A 16,931-nucleotide genomic window follows, 5' to 3' on the forward strand; every position below is an offset into this window, starting at 1 on the left:
CTGGAGGCCGACCCCGCCCTGCGGGTCGGCGTCCTGACCGGCGAGGGCGGCACGTTCAGCGCCGGCATGGTTCCGAGCCACTCACGGGAGTTCGCCTACTTCGGCTGCGGCTTGCGCACCGACAGGTGCAGCTCCTTCAGCCGTGCCTCCTCCAGCTCCGTCGGCGCGCCCATCATCAGGTCCTGGGCGTTGCCGTTGAGCGGGAAGGCGATGGTCTCGCGGATGTTGGGCTCGTCGGCGAGCAGCATGACGATGCGGTCGACGCCCGGGGCGATGCCGCCGTGCGGCGGGGCGCCGAAGCGCAGGGCCCGCAGCATGCCCGCGAACTTCTCCTCGACGGTCTCGCGGTCGTACCCGGCGATCTCGAAGGCCTTGAGCATGATCTCCGGCTCGTGGTTCCGGATCGCGCCGGACGACAACTCGACGCCGTTGCAGACGATGTCGTACTGCCAGCCGAGGATGTCCAGCGGGTCCTGGGTCTCCAGGGCCTCGAGACCGCCCTGCGGCATGGAGAACGGGTTGTGCGAGAAGTCGATCGCGCCCGTCTCCTCGTCCTTCTCGTACATCGGGAAGTCGACGATCCAGCAGAACCGGAACACGCCCTCCTCGAAGTGCCCGGCACGCTTGGCGGCTTCCACCCGCACCGCGCCCATGATCTTGGAGACCTCGTCGAACTCGCCCGCGCCGAAGAAGACCGCGTGGCCGGCCGCGAGCGACAGGCGCTTGGTCAGCTCGGCGACGTTCTCCTCGGTGAGGAACTTCGCGATCGGGCCGGTCAGCGAGCCGTCCTCGGCGACGCGGACCCAGGCCAGGCCCTTGGCGCCGTGCGAGACGGCGTAGTCGCCGAGCTGGTCGAAGAACTTGCGCGGCTGGCCGGAGACGTCCGGCACGGGCAGGGCACGGACGTGCTTGCCGGCGAACGCCTTGAACTCCGAGCCCTCGAAGACGTCGGTGATGTCGACGAGTTCGAGCTGGGCTCGGAGGTCGGGCTTGTCGGAGCCGTACTTCAGCATCGCCTCGCGGAACGGGATCCGCGGGAACGGCGAGGTGACGTGGCGGCCGCCGCCGAACTCCTCGAACAGCTCGGTCATGAGCTTCTCGACGGGCTGGAAGACGTCCTCCTGCTCGACGAAGCTCATCTCGATGTCGAGCTGGTAGAACTCGCCCGGCGAGCGGTCGGCGCGCGCGTCCTCGTCGCGGAAGCAGGGCGCGATCTGGAAGTACCGGTCGAAGCCCGAGATCATCAGCAGCTGCTTGAACTGCTGCGGCGCCTGGGGCAGGGCGTAGAACTTGCCCGGGTTCAGGCGTGAGGGGACGACGAAGTCGCGGGCGCCCTCGGGGGAGGTCGCGGACAGGATCGGCGTCGCCATCTCGTTGAAGCCGAGGGCGACCATCTTCGAGCGGATCGAGGCGATCACCGAAGACCGCAGCATGATGTTCTTGTGCATGCGCTCGCGGCGCAGGTCCAGGAAGCGGTACTCCAGGCGCCGCTCCTCGTTGACCCCGTCCTCGGTGTTGATCGTGAAGGGCAGCGGGGCGGCCGCGCCGAGCAGCTCGACCTCGCCGACCTCGACCTCGATCTCGCCGGTCGGCAGCTCGGGGTTGATGTTCTCGGCGCCGCGGGAGACGACCTTGCCGTCGACGCGGACGGTCGACTCCTTGGAGAGCTTGTCGAGGGCCTCGTAGGCGGGAGTGCCGGGACGGGCGACGAGCTGCGTGATGCCGTAGTGATCGCGCAGATCGATGAAGAGGATGCCGCCCAGGTCGCGCCGATTGTGCAGCCAGCCACTCAGCCGGACGTCGCTGCCGACGTCAGAGGAGCGGAGCTCGCCGCAGGTGTGGGACCTGTACCGATGCATCGTCGTTCATCCAGTCTTCGCTGATCGGGGTCTGTGTTTCACGTGAAACGCCTCCCCAGCGTACCGGGCAGGCGAAGATCAGCTCTCCTCAGTTGTCGATCGAGCCCCGCAGCCGTCGCGTTCGGGCACGTGTCCCCATCGGTGGCAGCGTTCGAGCGCGTCTTCTTAAGGTAGGGCAATGCGCACTGGCGAGCCTCTGCCCGCCGTGGGGGAGGCCCTCGCCGCCCTCGCGACCGGCCTGTGGCACTGGGACACCGCCACCGGGCTGGTCACGGTCGATGCCGAGGCAGCCCGGTTGCTCGGGCTGCCCGCCGAGCAGATCAGCCTCACGGAGGCCCAGGCCCGGGCCCGACTGCACCCGGTCGACTGGAACGAGATCACCGGTGTGATCCAGCTGGCCGTGGCCGAAGGCACCCTCGCCGAGGTCCGTATCCGGATCATGGACGAGCAGGGCCGGGTCGTCCGGATCGTCCGCAGCCGCTCCAAGCCGTCCTTCGACCGGGCCCGTAAGGCGTACCGGCTGATCGGCACGCTCCAGGAGGTCACCGAGCCGACGCCGGGCACCCCGGCCGGGCGCAGTGCGGTGACCGGGGACTGGCGGCGCTCCCGGGAGGCGTTCCTGCTGGACGCGGGCCGGGCACTGGCCGAGGCGCGCTCCACCCAGGAGGTGCTGCGGGTCACGGCGAACCTGTCGATGCCCGGGTTCTCGCCGGACGGCCTCGCGGTGTTCGGCGTCTCGGGCGATCGCCTGACGATCATCGGCCACCACGGGCAGCAGCGGGGCACCGAGAACCCCTTCTCGGACATGCCGCTGGACACCGACTACCCCGCCGCCGAGGTGGTGCGGACCGGCCGGGCCGTGTACCTGTCCTCCGCCGAGCAGTACAAGGCCCGCTACCCGCTGACCTGGCCGCTCGCCGAGCGCTTCGGCCGCCGCTCCTGGGCGTTCCTGCCGCTGACCGTGGCCGGGCGCACGATGGGGGCATGGATGGCGGCGTTCACCTATCCGGTGGCGTTCACCCCGGACGAGCGGTCCGTGCTGGCGACGGTGGCCAGGATGCTGGCCCAGGCCCTCACCCGGGCGGGCCTGGCCGAGAGCGAGCGGGCACTGACCGACGGCCTTCAGCGCACGATGCTGCCGAGGCTCGGGCCGCAGCGCATCCCGGGCATGAGCGTCGCCGCCCGCTACGTCCCCACCGGCGGCGGACTCCAGGTCGGCGGTGACTGGTACGACGTGATCCCGCTGCCCAGCGGACGGTTCGCGCTGGTCATCGGTGACGTGCAGGGCCATGACGTACGGGCGGCGGGCCTCATGGGCCAGCTGCGGATCGCCCTGCGGGCCTACGCCTCGGAGGGCCACCGCCCGGACGCGGTGCTGTCGCGCGCCTCCCGCTTCCTGCACGGCATCAGCGACGAGGACCCGGCCGATCCGCGCTTCGCGACGTGCGTGTACGTCGAGGTCGACCCGGCGACCGGGGTGCTGGACATCGCCCGCGCCGGGCACCCGGACCCGGCGATCCGGATGGCCGACGGCACGGTGCTGACCCGGCCGACGTCGGGCGGGCTGCCGCTGGGCATCGACCCGGACGGCGACTACCCCACGACCCGGCTCACCCTGGAACCCGGCGAGACCATGCTGATCTGCACGGACGGTCTGCTCGAGACCGGCGGCCACGACCTGGAGACCGGCTGGCGGCGGCTGCGCGTCATCCTGGAGGAACACAAGGGCGATCTGGAGGAGCTCGCCGACACCCTGGTGCAGGCCGTGCACGGGCCGTCCTCGCACCACACCACCGGCCCGCTGGCGGACCGCCGCGAGGACGACATCGCGCTGCTGCTGCTGAGCCGGGAGGGCGGGGGCTGCGGCTGCGGCGACGCGATGACCGTGCGGCCTCCGGTGCGGCGCTCGGTGCTGACCGTCGCGCAGGCCGAGCCCGAGCGGGTCGCGGTCGCCCGCCAGCAGCTGCGCGAGCTGCTGCACGACTGGACCTCCCGCGACCAGGTCGACTCGGCGGTGCTGCTGCTGTCGGAGATGCTGACGAACGTCCTCGTGCACACCGACTCCGACGCGCTGCTGGTCGCCGAGATCACCGGCGAGGCGGGCGGGCGGCGGCTGCGGATCGAGGTCACGGACGCCGGCGACGACCTGCCGCACCGGCGCCGCCCCGGGGAGCTGGCGTCCTCCGGCCGCGGCCTGGTGCTGATCGAACTCCTCGCCCACGCCTGGGGGGTGGACCCGCGCGGCGAGGGCAAGAGCATCTGGTTCGAGCTCTACGAGTCCATGAACGGCTCGGGCGACGGGTCCTGGTCCCCATAGCGGCGACGCCACCTGCGGGGCGGCCCGGGCGGCGGCTCGCGGGCCCGTGCGGCCAGGGCTCCTGCGACGGTGGTGGGCCGGGGCGTTTCCCGGCCCCATGCGGCGCCTCCCGAAGGCCGGTGCGCGCGGCAGCCCCGGCGGCGGCACGCGGGCCCGGCCCGTGCGGCCACGACTCCCGCACCAACGACCCGGGCAGCGACCAGCGGTGGCACGCGCCCTCATACGGTCACGGTCTCCGCGACGGCGGCCGGGGCGGCAGCGGTTTTCCCCCGTACGGTCATGCCTCCCCCGACGGCGGCCCCGGCGGCAACGGCTCCCGGTCGTCGTAGCGGGTGCGCAGTTCCTGGATGACGCCGAAGGCCGCCGCGGTGAGGGGGACGGCGAGCAGCATGCCGAGCACTCCGGCGACGGACGCCCCGGCCGTGATCGTCACCATCACCACCGCCGGATGCATCTGCACGGTCCGGCTCTGGATCATCGGCTGGAGCACGTGCCCCTCCAGCACCTGCACGGCGAGGACCACGCCGAGCGCCCACAGCGCGATGACGAACCCCCGGTCGGCGAGCGCCACCAGCACGGCCACGGCTCCCGAGAGGAACGCGCCGAGGTAGGGGATGTACGCGCCGACGAAGACCAGCGCGCCCAGCCCGGCCGCGCCGGGCACATCGAGGACGAGCAGCCCGACGGTGATGCAGAGCGCGTCGATGAGGGCGATGAGGGTGGTGCCGCGCATGAACCCCTCGACGGCCCTCAGGGCCCGCCGCGCCATGGCCTCCAGGGTGTCGGCCGACCCGCCGGGCGCCAGGGAACGCAGCGTCCCGGCGGCCTTGTCGGAGTCACGCAGGAAGAAGAAGACGAGCAGCAGCGCGAGGACGGCCATGGCGATGGACTCGCCGACCACGCTGACGCCGCTGATCACGCCGGAGGCGGCCGTACCGCCGAACTTCCTCAGCAGTTCCCGGGCGTTGGAGGCGAGGTCGTCCAGCGAGGTGCCGGCCGCCCCGAAGTGCTCGGAGACGCCCCGGGCGGCCTCCTTGAGCGAGGCGACGATCTCGTCGCCGGTGTCGATGAGCGCGGCGACCACGATGTACACCGCCCCGCCGACCACGGCGACCACCGCGACACAGGTCAGCCCGGCCGCGACCGACCGGTGCACCCCGGCTTTCACCAGCCGCCGGTGCAGCGGCCCGAGCAGCGCCGTGCCGAGCAGCGCGAGCAGCACGGGCACGACGGCGGTCCGGAACTCCACGACGAGCCGGATCCCGACGTAGACGACCCCGGCGGCGAGCAGCAGAACGGCACACCAGGCGGCGAAACGCCGGGCGGCTTCGGGGAGCACCGGGGTGGAGGCCTGCACATGCCCACCCGATCACGCCCCGGGCGGGCCGTCCCGTCAGGGAGGCCCGCCAGGGTGACGGGGCGTCAGCCGCCCCGGTGCCGCGTCAGTCCTGCGGACCGCCCGCGGTCATTCCGTGCACCGCCGGCACCGTGCCCAGGCGGCCCTTCTGGAAGTCCTCGAAGGCCTGCATGAGCTCGTCCTTGGTGTTCATGACGAACGGGCCGTAGTGGGCCATGGGCTCGCGGATGGGCTGTCCGCCGAGCAGGACGACCTCCAGGTCCGGCGTGTGCCCGTCCTGCTTCTCGTCCGCGCGGACGGTCAGCGAGGAGCCCGCGCCGAAGACGGCCGTCTGGCCCATGTGGACCGGGCGCCGCTCCGCACCGACCGCGCCCTTGCCCGCCAGGACGTACGCCAGGCCGTTGAAGTCCTCGCGCCACGGCAGGGTGAGCTCCGCACCCGGCGCGAGGGTCGCGTGAACCATCGTGATCGGCGTGTGCGTGATGCCGGGGCCCTCGTGGCCGTCCAGCTCACCGGCGATGACGCGCAGCAGCGCGCCGCCGTCGGGGGAGGTGAGCAGCTGGACCGAGCCGCTGCGGATGTCCTGGTAGCGCGGGGCCATCATCTTGTCCTTGGCCGGGAGGTTCACCCACAGCTGCAGGCCGTGGAAGAGCCCGCCGGAGACGACGAGATGCTCGGGTGGGGCCTCGATGTGCAGCAGGCCCGAGCCCGCGGTCATCCACTGGGTGTCGCCGTTGGTGATGGTGCCGCCACCGCCGTTGGAGTCCTGGTGGTCGAAGATGCCGTCGATGATGTAGGTGACGGTCTCGAAGCCGCGGTGCGGGTGCCACGGCGTGCCCTTGGGCTCGCCCGGCGCGTACTCCACCTCGCCCATCTGGTCCATCATGATGAACGGGTCGAGGTGGCGGTAGTTGATCCCCGCGAACGCCCGGCGTACCGGGAAGCCCTCGCCCTCGAAACCGCTCGGAGCGGTCGTGACGGTGAGCACGGGACGTGCCACGGCGTCGGCCGGCGCGGTCACGCGGGGCAGCGTCAACGGGTTCTCGACGGTCACTGCAGGCATGTCGGTTCCTCCTCGTGTACGCCCAGTTTAGTTGAGCGTTGAACTTCCTGCCACCCAGAACAGAGAAAACCCGGAGGGCATTCCCACCCGGGGGGGGACGGCGCAGCGAACCACGGGAGACCGGCATGGCGAAAGGCCGTCACCCCGTTGCGGGGTGACGGCCTCGGGTGTCCGGGACAGGTCAGGCGACCAGCTCGCGCTCCTCGCTCACGGCCTCGGCGGACGAGGACCCGGCCGGCTCGGGCTTCCGGTCCCGCATCACCAGCGCGGCCACGACCGCCGCCGCCAGGACCCCGAGCGCGCTGATCGTGAAGGTCGTCGACATCGAGGCGGCGAAGGCCTCCCGGGCCGCCCGCACCAGCCCCGTGTCACCTGCGGCGACGGCCAGCGCCCCGCCGATGGACTCCCGGGCCTGCCCGGGGGCGCCGGCCGGCATCTCGTCCGCGTAGCCGGAGGTGAGCAGGGAGCCGAGGATCGCGATGCCGAGGGCGGTGCCGGACTGCTGGATGGTGTCGTTGAGGGCCGAGCCGACGCCGGCCTTGTCCTCCGGGATGGTGCCCATCAGCGCGGCCACCGCGGCCGGCATCGCCAGACCGGCGCCCAGGCCCAGGATCCCCAGCGCCACGGCCGGGACCGTGAAGCCGCTGTCGGCGCTGAGCGTGGTCAGCAGCCCGAAGGACGCGGCCATCAGCAGCATCCCGCCGAGGATGACGAACCGGTTGCCCGCCTTGACGGCGAGCTGCGCCCCGGCCGCGTTGCCGGCCAGCGCGGCCACGGCCAGCGGCAGGAAGGCCAGGCCCGCCTTGACCGCGGACCAGCCGAGGACGAACTGGAGGTACTGCGTCAGCACCAGCAGCAGACCGGCGTTGCCGATCTGGACGAGCGCCAGGGAGAGCGAACCGCCGCTGAAGTTGCGGTGCTTGAAGAGGGCCAGCGGGACCATCGGCGAGGGGGTCACGTTCTGCCAGGTCACGAAGCCGGCCAGAGCGAGCACCGCGACGGCCAGGACGACGAGGGAGCGGCCGTCGAACGCCCCGTGCTGCGGGATCTCGATGATCCACCACACCAGGGCCGTCATGCCCACCGCCGACAGCACCGCGCCCAGCGGGTCCGGCTTCTGCCACGGCGCCTTCGACTCCGGCATCAGCAGCACACCCGCCAGCAGGGCCAGGCCGACGATCGGCACGTTGATCAGGAAGATCGCCTGCCAGGCGAAGTGGTCGATCAGTACGCCGCCGAGCACCGGGCTGCCGACCAGCCCCAGCATCGACACCGAGCCCCACGCGGCCATCGCCTTGGGCCGCTCGTCCTCCTCGAAGACGGTGATCAGGATCGACAGGGTCGAGGGCATGATCAGCGCGCCGCCGACGCCCATCGCGATCCGCACCGCGATCAGCTCACCCGGGGTGGAGCAGAACACCGCCCCCAGCGAGGCCGCCCCGAACAGCAGCAGCCCGATCAGCATCACCCTCCGGCGCCCGAACCGGTCCCCGAGGCTTCCCGAGGTCAGCAGCAGCCCGGCGAAGACCAGGGTGTAGGAGTCGAGGATCCACTGCATGTCCTGGGCGCTCGCCCCGAGGTCCTCGGTCAGCGTGGGCACCGCGACCGTCAGCGCCATGTTGTCGACGACCAGGACCAGCGTGCTGAGACACAGCACGATCAGGATCCACCAGCGGCGTGGATTGCGAGCTTCCATGTCCTCTTCCCCTCCCGCGAACACCGTTCCTTCGATGCGCACACTGTACGCACAGTGGAACGGTGTGCGCAATCCCTGAGTTCTGTACGCTGACTGCGCACGCTGTTCGCGCCCCGAGGTTCAAGCCGAGGTCCACCAGGAGGAGCCCGATGAGCAGGACGAAGGACAAGGACCCCATCCCGTCCGTCTGGACCCGCGAGCAGCGCCGGACCGACCAGCCCGCGCTCAGCCGGGACGCGATCGTGCGCGAGGCGATCGCGATGCTCGACGCCGAGGGCATCGAGGCGCTCTCCATGCGCAAACTCGGCGCGCGCCTGAACGCGGGAGCGACCTCGCTGTACCGGCACGTGGCGACGAAGGACGAGCTGATGGAGCTCGCGGTGGACGAGGTCGCCGCCGAGATCCACGTCCCGCCGGCGAGCGCCCCCGACTGGCGCGCGGCGGTGACCGAGGCGGCCGGGTCCTTCCGTACGACGGCGCTACGGCATCCCTGGCTGACCCTGGTCCTCGGCCAGGCCGGGCTCGCCTACCTGGGGCCGAACTACATGAGCTTCTCGGAGCGGCTGGCTGCCCTGTTCACCGCGGCGGGATTCCCCGAGCCGAGCCGCGCGATCGAGACCGTGTTCTCGTACGTCATGGGCATGAGCAACGCGGAGGCCGCCTGGCTCACCACCGTCGCCCGGTCCGGCGAGGACGAGGCCGGCTTCATCGCCCGGCTGATGCCCGCGGCACAGCGGGCCGCGGCCGACCACACCCACCTGGCCATTCCGCACGCCGAGGTCGAGGAAGCCACCACCGACCCGGTGGCGCTGCGTGACATGAAGTTCGCCTACGGCCTGGACGTCGTCCTCGACGGCCTGTCACTGCGCCTGCCGAAGTGACTACTGCCGGGTCTCAGCCGCCATACATCCGGCGCATCGCGAACTCGACCATCTGCTCCACGGCCTTCGCGTCGAACACCATGCGGTGCTCGCCCTCCATGTCGAGGACGAAGCCGTAGCCGGTCGGCAGCAGGTCCAGCACCTCGGCACCGGTGATCACGAAGTACTTGGACTCCTTGCCCGCGTACCGGCGCAGCTCCTTGAGCGTGCTGAACATCGGGATCACCGGCTGCTGGGTGTTGTGCAGGGCGAGGAAGCCGGGGTTGTCGCCGCGCGGGCAGTACACCTTCGACGTCGCGAAGACCTGCTGGAAATCCTCGGCGGCCATCTGCCCGGTGGTGAAGGCGCGCACCGCGTCCGTGAGGGAGGGCGGGGACGGCTCGGGGTACAGCGGCGGCTGCTGCCCGTATCCACCGGACATCGGCTGCTGCGGAGGGGCGTACTGCCCTTGCGGGCCCGCTGTCTGGTCGTAGCCGTACATGGGCGCAAGCGTACCGAGAGCGGACGGGCCGGCGGGCCGGTACCGCGGTCCCGGCAAACCGACAGCGAGTCGACAGCGCCCGGTCTGTGGATCGCCGCGGTCCGCGCTCGTAGCGTCGTGGCATGAACGCACGCCACGACGAGGGCCCACCCGCGCACGACGGGGGCCTCTCCCACGACCTGCCCGTCCTCGCCCGCCGCCGGATGATCCGGCTGATGGCGGGCGCGAGCCTGGTCCCGCTGGTGGGCTGCACCTCGGAGACCGGCACCTCGGAGACCGGCACCTCGGCGTCCCCCTCCTCCTCGTCGGCGGGGTGCGCGGAGATCCCCGAGGAGACGGCCGGGCCCTTCCCCGGCGACGGCTCGAACGGCGTGAACGTGCTGAAGGAGAGCGGGGTCGTCCGCAGCGACATCACCCGGAGCTTCGGCGACTCCGCGGGCGGCACGGCCGAGGGCGTGCCCCTGACGATCAGGCTCACGCTCGTGGACGCGGCCTCCGGCTGCCAGGCGCCGAAGAAGGGCGCGGCCGTCTACCTCTGGCACTGCGACCGGGACGGCGCCTACTCCCTGTACTCCGAGGGCGTCACCGAGGAGAACTACCTGCGGGGCGTGCAGGAGAGCGACGACCGGGGCCGGGTCACGTTCGCCAGCGTCTTCCCTGGCTGCTACCCGGGCCGCTGGCCGCACCTGCACTTCGAGGTCTACGGCAGCCTGGCCGACGCCACCGCGGCGACGTCGATCACGAACACCTCGCAGCTGGCCTTCCCGAAGGACGTGTGCGACACGGTCTACGCCACGGACGGCTACGGCGCGAGTGTGCGGAACCTGAGCAGCCTGTCCCTGGAGGACGACGGTATTTTCAGCGACGGCCACGACCGGCAGCTGGCGACGATGACGGGCAGCGCGAGGGACGGCTACACCGCGGCATTGACCGTTCCGGTGTGACCTGTCACAGATGACGGTTCGGGGTTGCTTCTTATTACCGACGGGTAGCATCATCGTAGCTACTTGTTGGTACGTGAACTAGCGCGAGGATCCAGTGCCTCGCCGATCTCTCTACGGAGCCGGGAGCCGTCGCCATGGGGCACTACAAGTCGAATCTCCGCGACATCGAGTTCAACCTCTTCGAAGTACTCGGGCGCGACAAGGTGTACGGCACCGGCCCGTTCGAGGAGATGGACGTCGAGACCGCCAAGAGCGTCCTGGAGGAGCTGACCCGCCTCTCCGAGAACGAGCTGGCCGAGTCCTTCATCGACGCCGACCGCAACCCGCCGGTCTTCGACCCGCAGACCAACACCGCGCCGGTTCCCGCGTCCTTCAAGAAGAGCTACCAGGCCTTCATGGACTCCGAGTACTGGCGTCTCGGCCTGCCCGAGGAGATCGGCGGCACCACCTCGCCCCGCTCCCTGATCTGGGCCTACGCCGAGCTGATCCTGGGCGCCAACCCGGCCGTGTGGATGTACTCCTCGGGTCCGGCCTTCGCCGGCATCCTCTTCGAGGAGGGCAACGAGGTCCAGAAGCACATAGCCAAGGTCGCCACCGAGAAGCAGTGGGGCTCCACCATGGTGCTCACCGAGCCCGACGCGGGCTCCGACGTGGGCGCCGGCCGCACCAAGGCCGTGCAGCAGGAGGACGGCTCCTGGCACATCGAGGGCGTGAAGCGCTTCATCACGTCCGGTGAGCACGACATGTCGGAGAACATCCTCCACTACGTGCTGGCCCGCCCCGAGGGCGCCGGCCCCGGCACCAAGGGCCTGTCCCTCTTCCTCGTCCCGAAGTACCTCTTCGACTTCGAGACCGGCGAGCTGGGCGAGCGCAACGGCGTCTACGCCACGAACGTCGAGCACAAGATGGGCCTCAAGGCCTCCAACACCTGCGAGATGACCTTCGGCGACCAGCACCCCGCCAAGGGCTGGCTGATCGGCGACAAGCACGACGGCATCCGCCAGATGTTCCGCATCATCGAGTTCGCCCGCATGATGGTCGGCACGAAGGCGATCTCCACGCTCTCCACGGGCTACCTCAACGCCCTGGAGTACGCCAAGGAGCGCGTCCAGGGCCCCGACCTGGCGAACTTCATGGACAAGACCGCGCCCAAGGTCACCGTCACCCACCACCCCGACGTGCGCCGCTCGCTCATGACGCAGAAGGCGTACGCCGAGGGCATGCGCGCCCTGGTGCTCTACACGGCTTCCATCCAGGACGAGATCCAGGTCAAGGAGGCCGCCGGCGAGGACGTCTCCGCCCTGGAGGCGCTGAACGACCTGCTCCTGCCCATCGTCAAGGGCTACGGCTCCGAGAAGGGCTACGAGCAGCTCGCCCAGTCGCTGCAGACCTTCGGCGGCTCCGGCTTCCTGCAGGAGTACCCGATCGAGCAGTACATCCGGGACTCCAAGATCGACACCCTCTACGAGGGCACCACGGCCATCCAGGGCCAGGACTTCTTCTTCCGGAAGATCGTCCGCAACCAGGGCGCCGCGCTGAACTCCCTCGCCGAGGACATCAAGAAGTTCCTGGCGCTCGGTGAGGGCGGTGAGGAGCTGGGCGCGGCCCGCGAGCACCTCGCCAAGGCCGCGGTCGAGCTGGAGGCCATCGTCGGCCTGATGCTCACCGACCTCGCCGCCACAGAGCAGGACGTCAAGAACATCTACAAGGTGGGCCTGAACACCACCCGCCTGCTGATGGCCTCCGGTGACGTCGTCGTCGGCTACCTGCTGCTCAAGGGCGCCGCGGTCGCCGCCGAGAAGCTGGAGACGGCCTCCGCCAAGGACAAGGCCTTCTACACCGGCAAGATCGCCGCCGCGAAGTTCTTCGCCGCCAACGTCCTGCCGGGCGTCACCCTGGCCCGCAAGGTCGCCGAGGGTGTCGAGCTGGACCTGATGGAGCTGGACGAGGCCGCGTTCTAGGTCTTTCACGTCCTCTGTTCGAGGGCCTGTTCCCTACCGTGGGAACAGGCCCTCGTCCGTCGTTAAGGTGAAGCCATGACCCAACCAGCCCGCTTCGACCGCGGCCACACCGACGACCTCATGACCTTCCTGGCGGCGAGCCCGTCGCCGTACCACGCCGTGGCCACAGCTGCCGAACGGCTGGAGAAGGCCGGCTTCAGGCAGGTCGCCGAGACGGACGCCTGGGACGGGACGCGCGGTGGCAAGTACGTGCTGCGCGGCGGCGCGATCGTCGCCTGGTACGTGCCGGAGGGCGCCGCCCCCCACACGCCGTTCCGGATCGTCGGCGCCCACACCGACTCCCCCAACCTGCGTGTCAAGCCGCTCCCCGACAGCGGGGCGCACGGCTGGCGCCAGGTGGCCGTGGAGATCTACGGCGGGCCGCTGCTCAACTCCTGGCTGGACCGCGATCTCGGCATCGCGGGCCGGCTGACCCTGCGCGACGGCTCGACGCGCCTGGTCAACGTCGACCGGCCGCTGCTGCGCGTCCCGCAGCTCGCCATCCACCTGGACCGCACGGTGACGGCCGACGGCCTCAAGCTCGACAAGCAGCGGCACATGCAGCCCGTGTGGGGCCTCGGCCGCGACGTCCGCGACGGCGACCTGATCGCCTTCCTGGAGGAGTCGGCCGGCATCCCGGCGGGCGAGGTCACCGGCTGGGACCTGATGACGCACTCCGTGGAGCCGCCCGCCTACCTGGGCCGCGACCGCGAGCTGCTGGCCGGCCCGCGGATGGACAACCTCCTGTCGGTGCATGCGGGCACGGCGGCCCTGGCAGCCGTGGCGACCGGGGCGTCCGCGCCCACCTCCATCCCGGTCCTGGCCGCCTTCGACCACGAGGAGAACGGCTCCCAGTCGGACACCGGCGCGGACGGGCCCCTGCTCGGCAACGTGCTGGAGCGCTCGGTGTTCGCCCGCGGCGGCTCCTACGAGGACCGGGCCCGTGCCTTCGCCGGCACGGTCTGCCTGTCCTCCGACACGGGCCACGCCGTCCACCCCAACTACGCGGAGCGGCACGACCCGACGCACCACCCGCGCGTCAACGGCGGCCCGATCCTCAAGGTCAACGTCAACAACCGCTACGCAACGGACGGTTCGGGACGCGCGGAGTTCACGGCGGCCTGCGAGGCGGCCGACGTGCCCTTCCAGTCCTTCGTCTCCAACAACTCCATGCCCTGCGGCACCACGATCGGCCCCATCACCGCCGCGCGGCACGGCATCAGGACCGTCGACATCGGCGTGGCCATCCTGTCGATGCACAGCGTCCGCGAACTGTGCGGCGCCGACGACCCGTTCCTGCTCGCCAATGCGCTGACGGCGTTCCTCGAAAGGTAGAACGAGGGTCGACCGCATGGGTGTTCGCCGCGGGGGTACCCGGTGTTCCGGGACCGGAACGACCGGACCGTACAGGGAGGCGACACACATGGGCCTCGGCGGATGCATCATCCTCATCGCCGTGGGAGCCATCCTCACGTTCGCGACCGACTGGGACATGCAGGGGGTCAACCTCGACCTGGTCGGCATCATCCTGATGATCGTCGGACTGATCGGCGTCACCACGTTCAGCAGCATCGCCAGGCGCCGTCGCGTGGTGGTGCCCCCCACGACCCAGGTGGTCGAGGACCCGGCGGTGCACCACCACCGCCGCGACGGCTACAGCGACGGCTACGGGGTCTGATCCCGCAGGCTCGCGGACGTCCATCGCGGAAATCTGCGGCACACCTTCCCTACGGAAGGGTCGAGTTCGAGGGCGCGGGGCAGCTGGGTGCCCGCGCCCTTGCCGCTGTGCGGCGGTTCCGGCGGGATGGCCGCGGTTCACCCCAGCGCATGCCCCCTCGTGGCGTCCACGTGGTCCGGTACCTCGTCGTGGCGATCGCCGACGGTGAGGGTGCCCGTGGGTTCGAACATGAGGATGGCGGTGGGGGCCGGAGCGGACGGCTTGTGTTCGGTGCCGCGCGGGACCGTGAAAACACTGCCTCGTGGCAGGACCACCGCGCGCTCGCCGGCCGGCTCGCGCAGGGCGATGTGCAGTTCGCCGTCGAGGACGAGGAAGAACTCGTCGGTGTGCTCGTGGACGTGCCAGACGTGTTCGCCCTCCACCTTGGCGATACGGACGTCGTAGTCGTTCACGGCGGTGACGATGCGGGGGCTCCAGTGCTCGGAGAAGGTGGCGAGGGCGTCGGCGAGGGCGACGGGTTCCTGGGTCATGAGGCGATCCTGCGGGGTGCCTTGGGTGTCGTGCGAGTGATAGGAGTCGCACATGTCGCAAGGATCCTCGCAGCGCCCGCATCGGGTCGCCGTGATCGTCGACGAGGGCACCAATCCCTTCGAGGTCGGGGTGGCCACCGAACTGTTCGGGCTGCCTCGGCCTGAACTGGGGCTGACGTCGCCTCCGTACGAGGTGACGCTGTGCGCGCCCGTGCCGGAGATCCGGATGAACCACGGGTTCTTCACGCTCACCGGCGTCCGGGGCCTGGACGCCGTGGCGGAGGCGGACACCCTGGTCGTCCCGGGCCGACCGGACAACGTCGTGCCGCGCGGCCCCGACGTTCTCGACGCCATACGGCGCGCACACGCGCGTGGCGCCCGGGTCATGAGCTTCTGCACCGGCACCTTCGCCCTCGCCGAGGCCGGGCTGCTGGACGGGCGGCGGGCGGCGACCCACTGGCGCTGGGCGGATTCCTTCCGACGGCTGCACCCGGAGGTGCTGCTGGAGCCGGACGTGCTGTTCGTCGACGAGGGCGACCTGCTCACCGCCGCCGGCAGCGCGGCCGCGCTCGACCTCGGGCTGTACATCTGGCGGCGTGACCACGGGGCGGAGATGGCCAACCACGTCTCCCGCCGGCTGGTGTTCGCCGCGCACCGCGACGGCGGGCAGCGGCAGTTCGTCGAGCGGCCGGTCCCGGAGGTGCGGGACGAGTCCTTGGCCCCGCTGCTGGCGTGGGCGCAGGAGCGGCTGGGGGAGCCCCTGGCGGTGGCGGACCTGGCCGCCCGAGCGCGGGTCAGCCCCGCCACGCTCCACCGCCGCTTCCGCGCACAGCTCGGCACCACCCCGCTGGCGTGGCTGACCGAGGAGCGCGTGGCGCTGGCCTGCCGGCTCATCGAGCGGGGCGAGGAGCGGATGGACGTGGTGGCGGCGGGGAGCGGGCTCGGAACGGCCGCCAACCTGCGGGCACGGCTGCGACAGGTGACCGGGCTCAGCCCGTCGGCCTACAGGCGGCGTTTTGGACCGGGCCGCGGGGAAGCCCTGGTCTCATGAGATTCCTCGTGTACGACCGGCTTCTCGGCTTCGGTGACGACTACTGGATCGAGGACGACCGCGGCAGCAAGGTGTTCCTCGTCGACGGCAAGGCCCTGCGGCTGCGGGACACCTGGGAGTTGAAGGACACCCAGGGGCGCGTCCTCGTCGACATCCACCAGAAGATGCTCGCCCTGCGCGACACCATGGTGCTCCAGCGCAGCGGGGAGCCGCTGGCGACGATCCGCAGGAAACGGCTGTCCCTGCTGCGCAACCACTACCGGGTGTCCCTGGCCGACGGCAACGAGCTGGACGTCAGCGGAAAGGTCCTCGACCGGGAGTTCGCCGTCGAGTACGACGGGGAGCTGCTGGCGGTGATCTCCCGGCGGTGGCTGACCCTGCGGGACACCTACGGCGTGGACGTCGTCCGCGAGGACGCGGATCCGGCGCTGCTGATCGCGGTGGCCGTGTGTGTGATCCACCTGGCGGAGAAGGAGCGGGAGGACTGAGCCACCCTGGAGTCCGTGCTGGGGGCCGCGTCCTCAGGGCCGGCGAGGCGGCTGAAGTCCCAGCAGCCGGTCCTTCAGCGCCGGGAACTGCTCCCGGGTGGTGGCGACCTTCCCCGGATCGAACTCCACCGTGAGGACCTCCTCGTCGGCACCGGCCTGCGCCAGCACCTCGCCCCACGGATCGACCACGATCGAGTGACCGGCCTGGGGAACCCCGGCGTGCGTCCCGGCCGTTGCGCAGGCGAGGAGGAACGACTGGTTCTCCACGGCCCGCGCCTGGGCCAGCAGCGTCCAGTGGGAGCGGCGGCGCTCCGGCCAGCCCGCCGACACCACGAGCGTCTCGGCACCGGCGTCCACCAGACCGCGGAAGAGTTCGGGGAAGCGGAGGTCGTAGCAGGTCGACAGGCCCAGCGTCGTCGCGGGCAGACGCACCGTCACCAGCTCGGTGCCCGCGCCCATCAGCACGGCCTCGCCCTTGTCGAAGCCGAAGCGGTGGATCTTGCGGTAGGCGGCGGCCAGATCGCCGGAGGGGGAGAAGACGAGGGAGGTGTTGTAGAGCGGCCCGTCGGGGTCCCGCTCCGGGATG

The 16,931-nt window shown here is 71.0% G+C and carries 15 protein-coding genes; 8 read left to right on the plus strand and 7 right to left on the minus strand.

Translation table 11 applies throughout. The features are described 5' to 3' along the window. Positions 1-95: 95 nt before the first annotated feature. Positions 96-1,859 carry an aspartate--tRNA ligase gene (aspS, locus tag ABT116_RS29120; protein WP_351639995.1) on the minus strand — a complete coding sequence of 588 codons (1,764 nt, stop codon included), beginning with the start codon at positions 1,857-1,859 and terminating at the stop codon, positions 96-98. A gap of 178 nt (positions 1,860-2,037) precedes the next feature. Between aspS and ABT116_RS29125 the strand changes: the two genes are divergently transcribed. After that, on the plus strand, positions 2,038-4,176 hold the full coding sequence (locus ABT116_RS29125) for a SpoIIE family protein phosphatase (protein WP_351640001.1): 2,139 nt from the start codon (positions 2,038-2,040) through the stop codon (positions 4,174-4,176). A gap of 277 nt (positions 4,177-4,453) precedes the next feature. On the opposite strand, the gene ABT116_RS29130 is transcribed toward ABT116_RS29125, so the two are convergent. The 3 genes from ABT116_RS29130 to ABT116_RS29140 all read right to left on the minus strand — a co-directional run bounded on the left by ABT116_RS29130 (position 4,454) and on the right by ABT116_RS29140 (position 8,292). Further along, a complete protein-coding gene (locus ABT116_RS29130; protein WP_351640005.1) occupies positions 4,454-5,533 on the minus strand; it encodes an AI-2E family transporter in 1,080 nt (359 codons plus the stop codon). Between the two features lie 85 nt (positions 5,534-5,618). Further along, positions 5,619-6,596, minus strand: a complete 978-nt coding sequence (locus ABT116_RS29135) for a pirin family protein (protein WP_351640008.1) — start codon at positions 6,594-6,596, stop codon at positions 5,619-5,621. 181 nt (positions 6,597-6,777) lie between these two features. Next, positions 6,778-8,292, minus strand: coding sequence for an MFS transporter (locus tag ABT116_RS29140; RefSeq protein ID WP_351640010.1), 1,515 nt, complete (start codon positions 8,290-8,292; stop codon positions 6,778-6,780). Positions 8,293-8,441: 149 nt separating this feature from the next. Here ABT116_RS29140 and ABT116_RS29145 point away from each other — a divergent pair, with 149 nt between their 5' ends. After that, positions 8,442-9,173, plus strand: a complete 732-nt coding sequence (locus ABT116_RS29145; RefSeq protein ID WP_351640013.1) for a TetR/AcrR family transcriptional regulator C-terminal domain-containing protein — start codon at positions 8,442-8,444, stop codon at positions 9,171-9,173. 13 nt (positions 9,174-9,186) lie between these two features. On the opposite strand, the gene ABT116_RS29150 is transcribed toward ABT116_RS29145, so the two are convergent. Then, complete coding sequence (locus ABT116_RS29150; RefSeq protein ID WP_053670262.1) at positions 9,187-9,654, minus strand: SseB family protein; 468 nt, start codon at positions 9,652-9,654, stop codon at positions 9,187-9,189. A 122-nt stretch (positions 9,655-9,776) separates the two neighbouring features. Between ABT116_RS29150 and ABT116_RS29155 the strand changes: the two genes are divergently transcribed. The 4 genes from ABT116_RS29155 (at position 9,777) to ABT116_RS29170 (ending at position 14,276) form a co-directional block, all read left to right on the plus strand. Then, positions 9,777-10,598 (plus strand): intradiol ring-cleavage dioxygenase, encoded by an 822-nt coding sequence (locus ABT116_RS29155; protein WP_351640019.1) that lies wholly within the window; start codon positions 9,777-9,779, stop codon positions 10,596-10,598. 134 nt (positions 10,599-10,732) lie between these two features. Beyond that, positions 10,733-12,559, plus strand: a complete 1,827-nt coding sequence (locus tag ABT116_RS29160) for an acyl-CoA dehydrogenase (RefSeq protein WP_351640022.1) — start codon at positions 10,733-10,735, stop codon at positions 12,557-12,559. A gap of 75 nt (positions 12,560-12,634) precedes the next feature. Continuing rightward, positions 12,635-13,933 (plus strand): M18 family aminopeptidase, encoded by a 1,299-nt coding sequence (locus ABT116_RS29165; RefSeq protein ID WP_351640025.1) that lies wholly within the window; start codon positions 12,635-12,637, stop codon positions 13,931-13,933. An 88-nt stretch (positions 13,934-14,021) separates the two neighbouring features. Next, positions 14,022-14,276: a DUF6458 family protein gene (locus ABT116_RS29170; protein ID WP_062928035.1), complete on the plus strand. Its 255-nt coding sequence runs from the start codon at positions 14,022-14,024 to the stop codon at positions 14,274-14,276. Positions 14,277-14,413: 137 nt separating this feature from the next. Here ABT116_RS29170 and ABT116_RS29175 read toward each other — a convergent pair whose 3' ends face one another. After that, complete coding sequence (locus ABT116_RS29175; RefSeq protein ID WP_351640029.1) at positions 14,414-14,806, minus strand: cupin domain-containing protein; 393 nt, start codon at positions 14,804-14,806, stop codon at positions 14,414-14,416. Between the two features lie 52 nt (positions 14,807-14,858). Between ABT116_RS29175 and ABT116_RS29180 the strand changes: the two genes are divergently transcribed. Both ABT116_RS29180 and ABT116_RS29185 read left to right on the plus strand, forming a co-directional pair. Next, positions 14,859-15,857 (plus strand): GlxA family transcriptional regulator, encoded by a 999-nt coding sequence (locus ABT116_RS29180; RefSeq protein WP_351640032.1) that lies wholly within the window; start codon positions 14,859-14,861, stop codon positions 15,855-15,857. Further along, entirely contained in the window at positions 15,854-16,345 is a 492-nt protein-coding gene (locus ABT116_RS29185; protein WP_351640033.1) for an LURP-one-related/scramblase family protein, read from the plus strand. Before ABT116_RS29180 ends, ABT116_RS29185 begins: the two co-directional genes overlap by 4 nt. A gap of 33 nt (positions 16,346-16,378) precedes the next feature. Here the strand turns inward: ABT116_RS29185 and ABT116_RS29190 are convergent. Next, a partial coding sequence (locus ABT116_RS29190; RefSeq protein WP_351640035.1) for a nitrilase-related carbon-nitrogen hydrolase occupies positions 16,379-16,931 on the minus strand: 553 nt, incomplete at its 5' end.

This window comes from Streptomyces sp. NPDC002130, assembly GCF_040296465.1.
Taxonomy (GTDB): Bacteria; Actinomycetota; Actinomycetes; order Streptomycetales; family Streptomycetaceae; genus Streptomyces.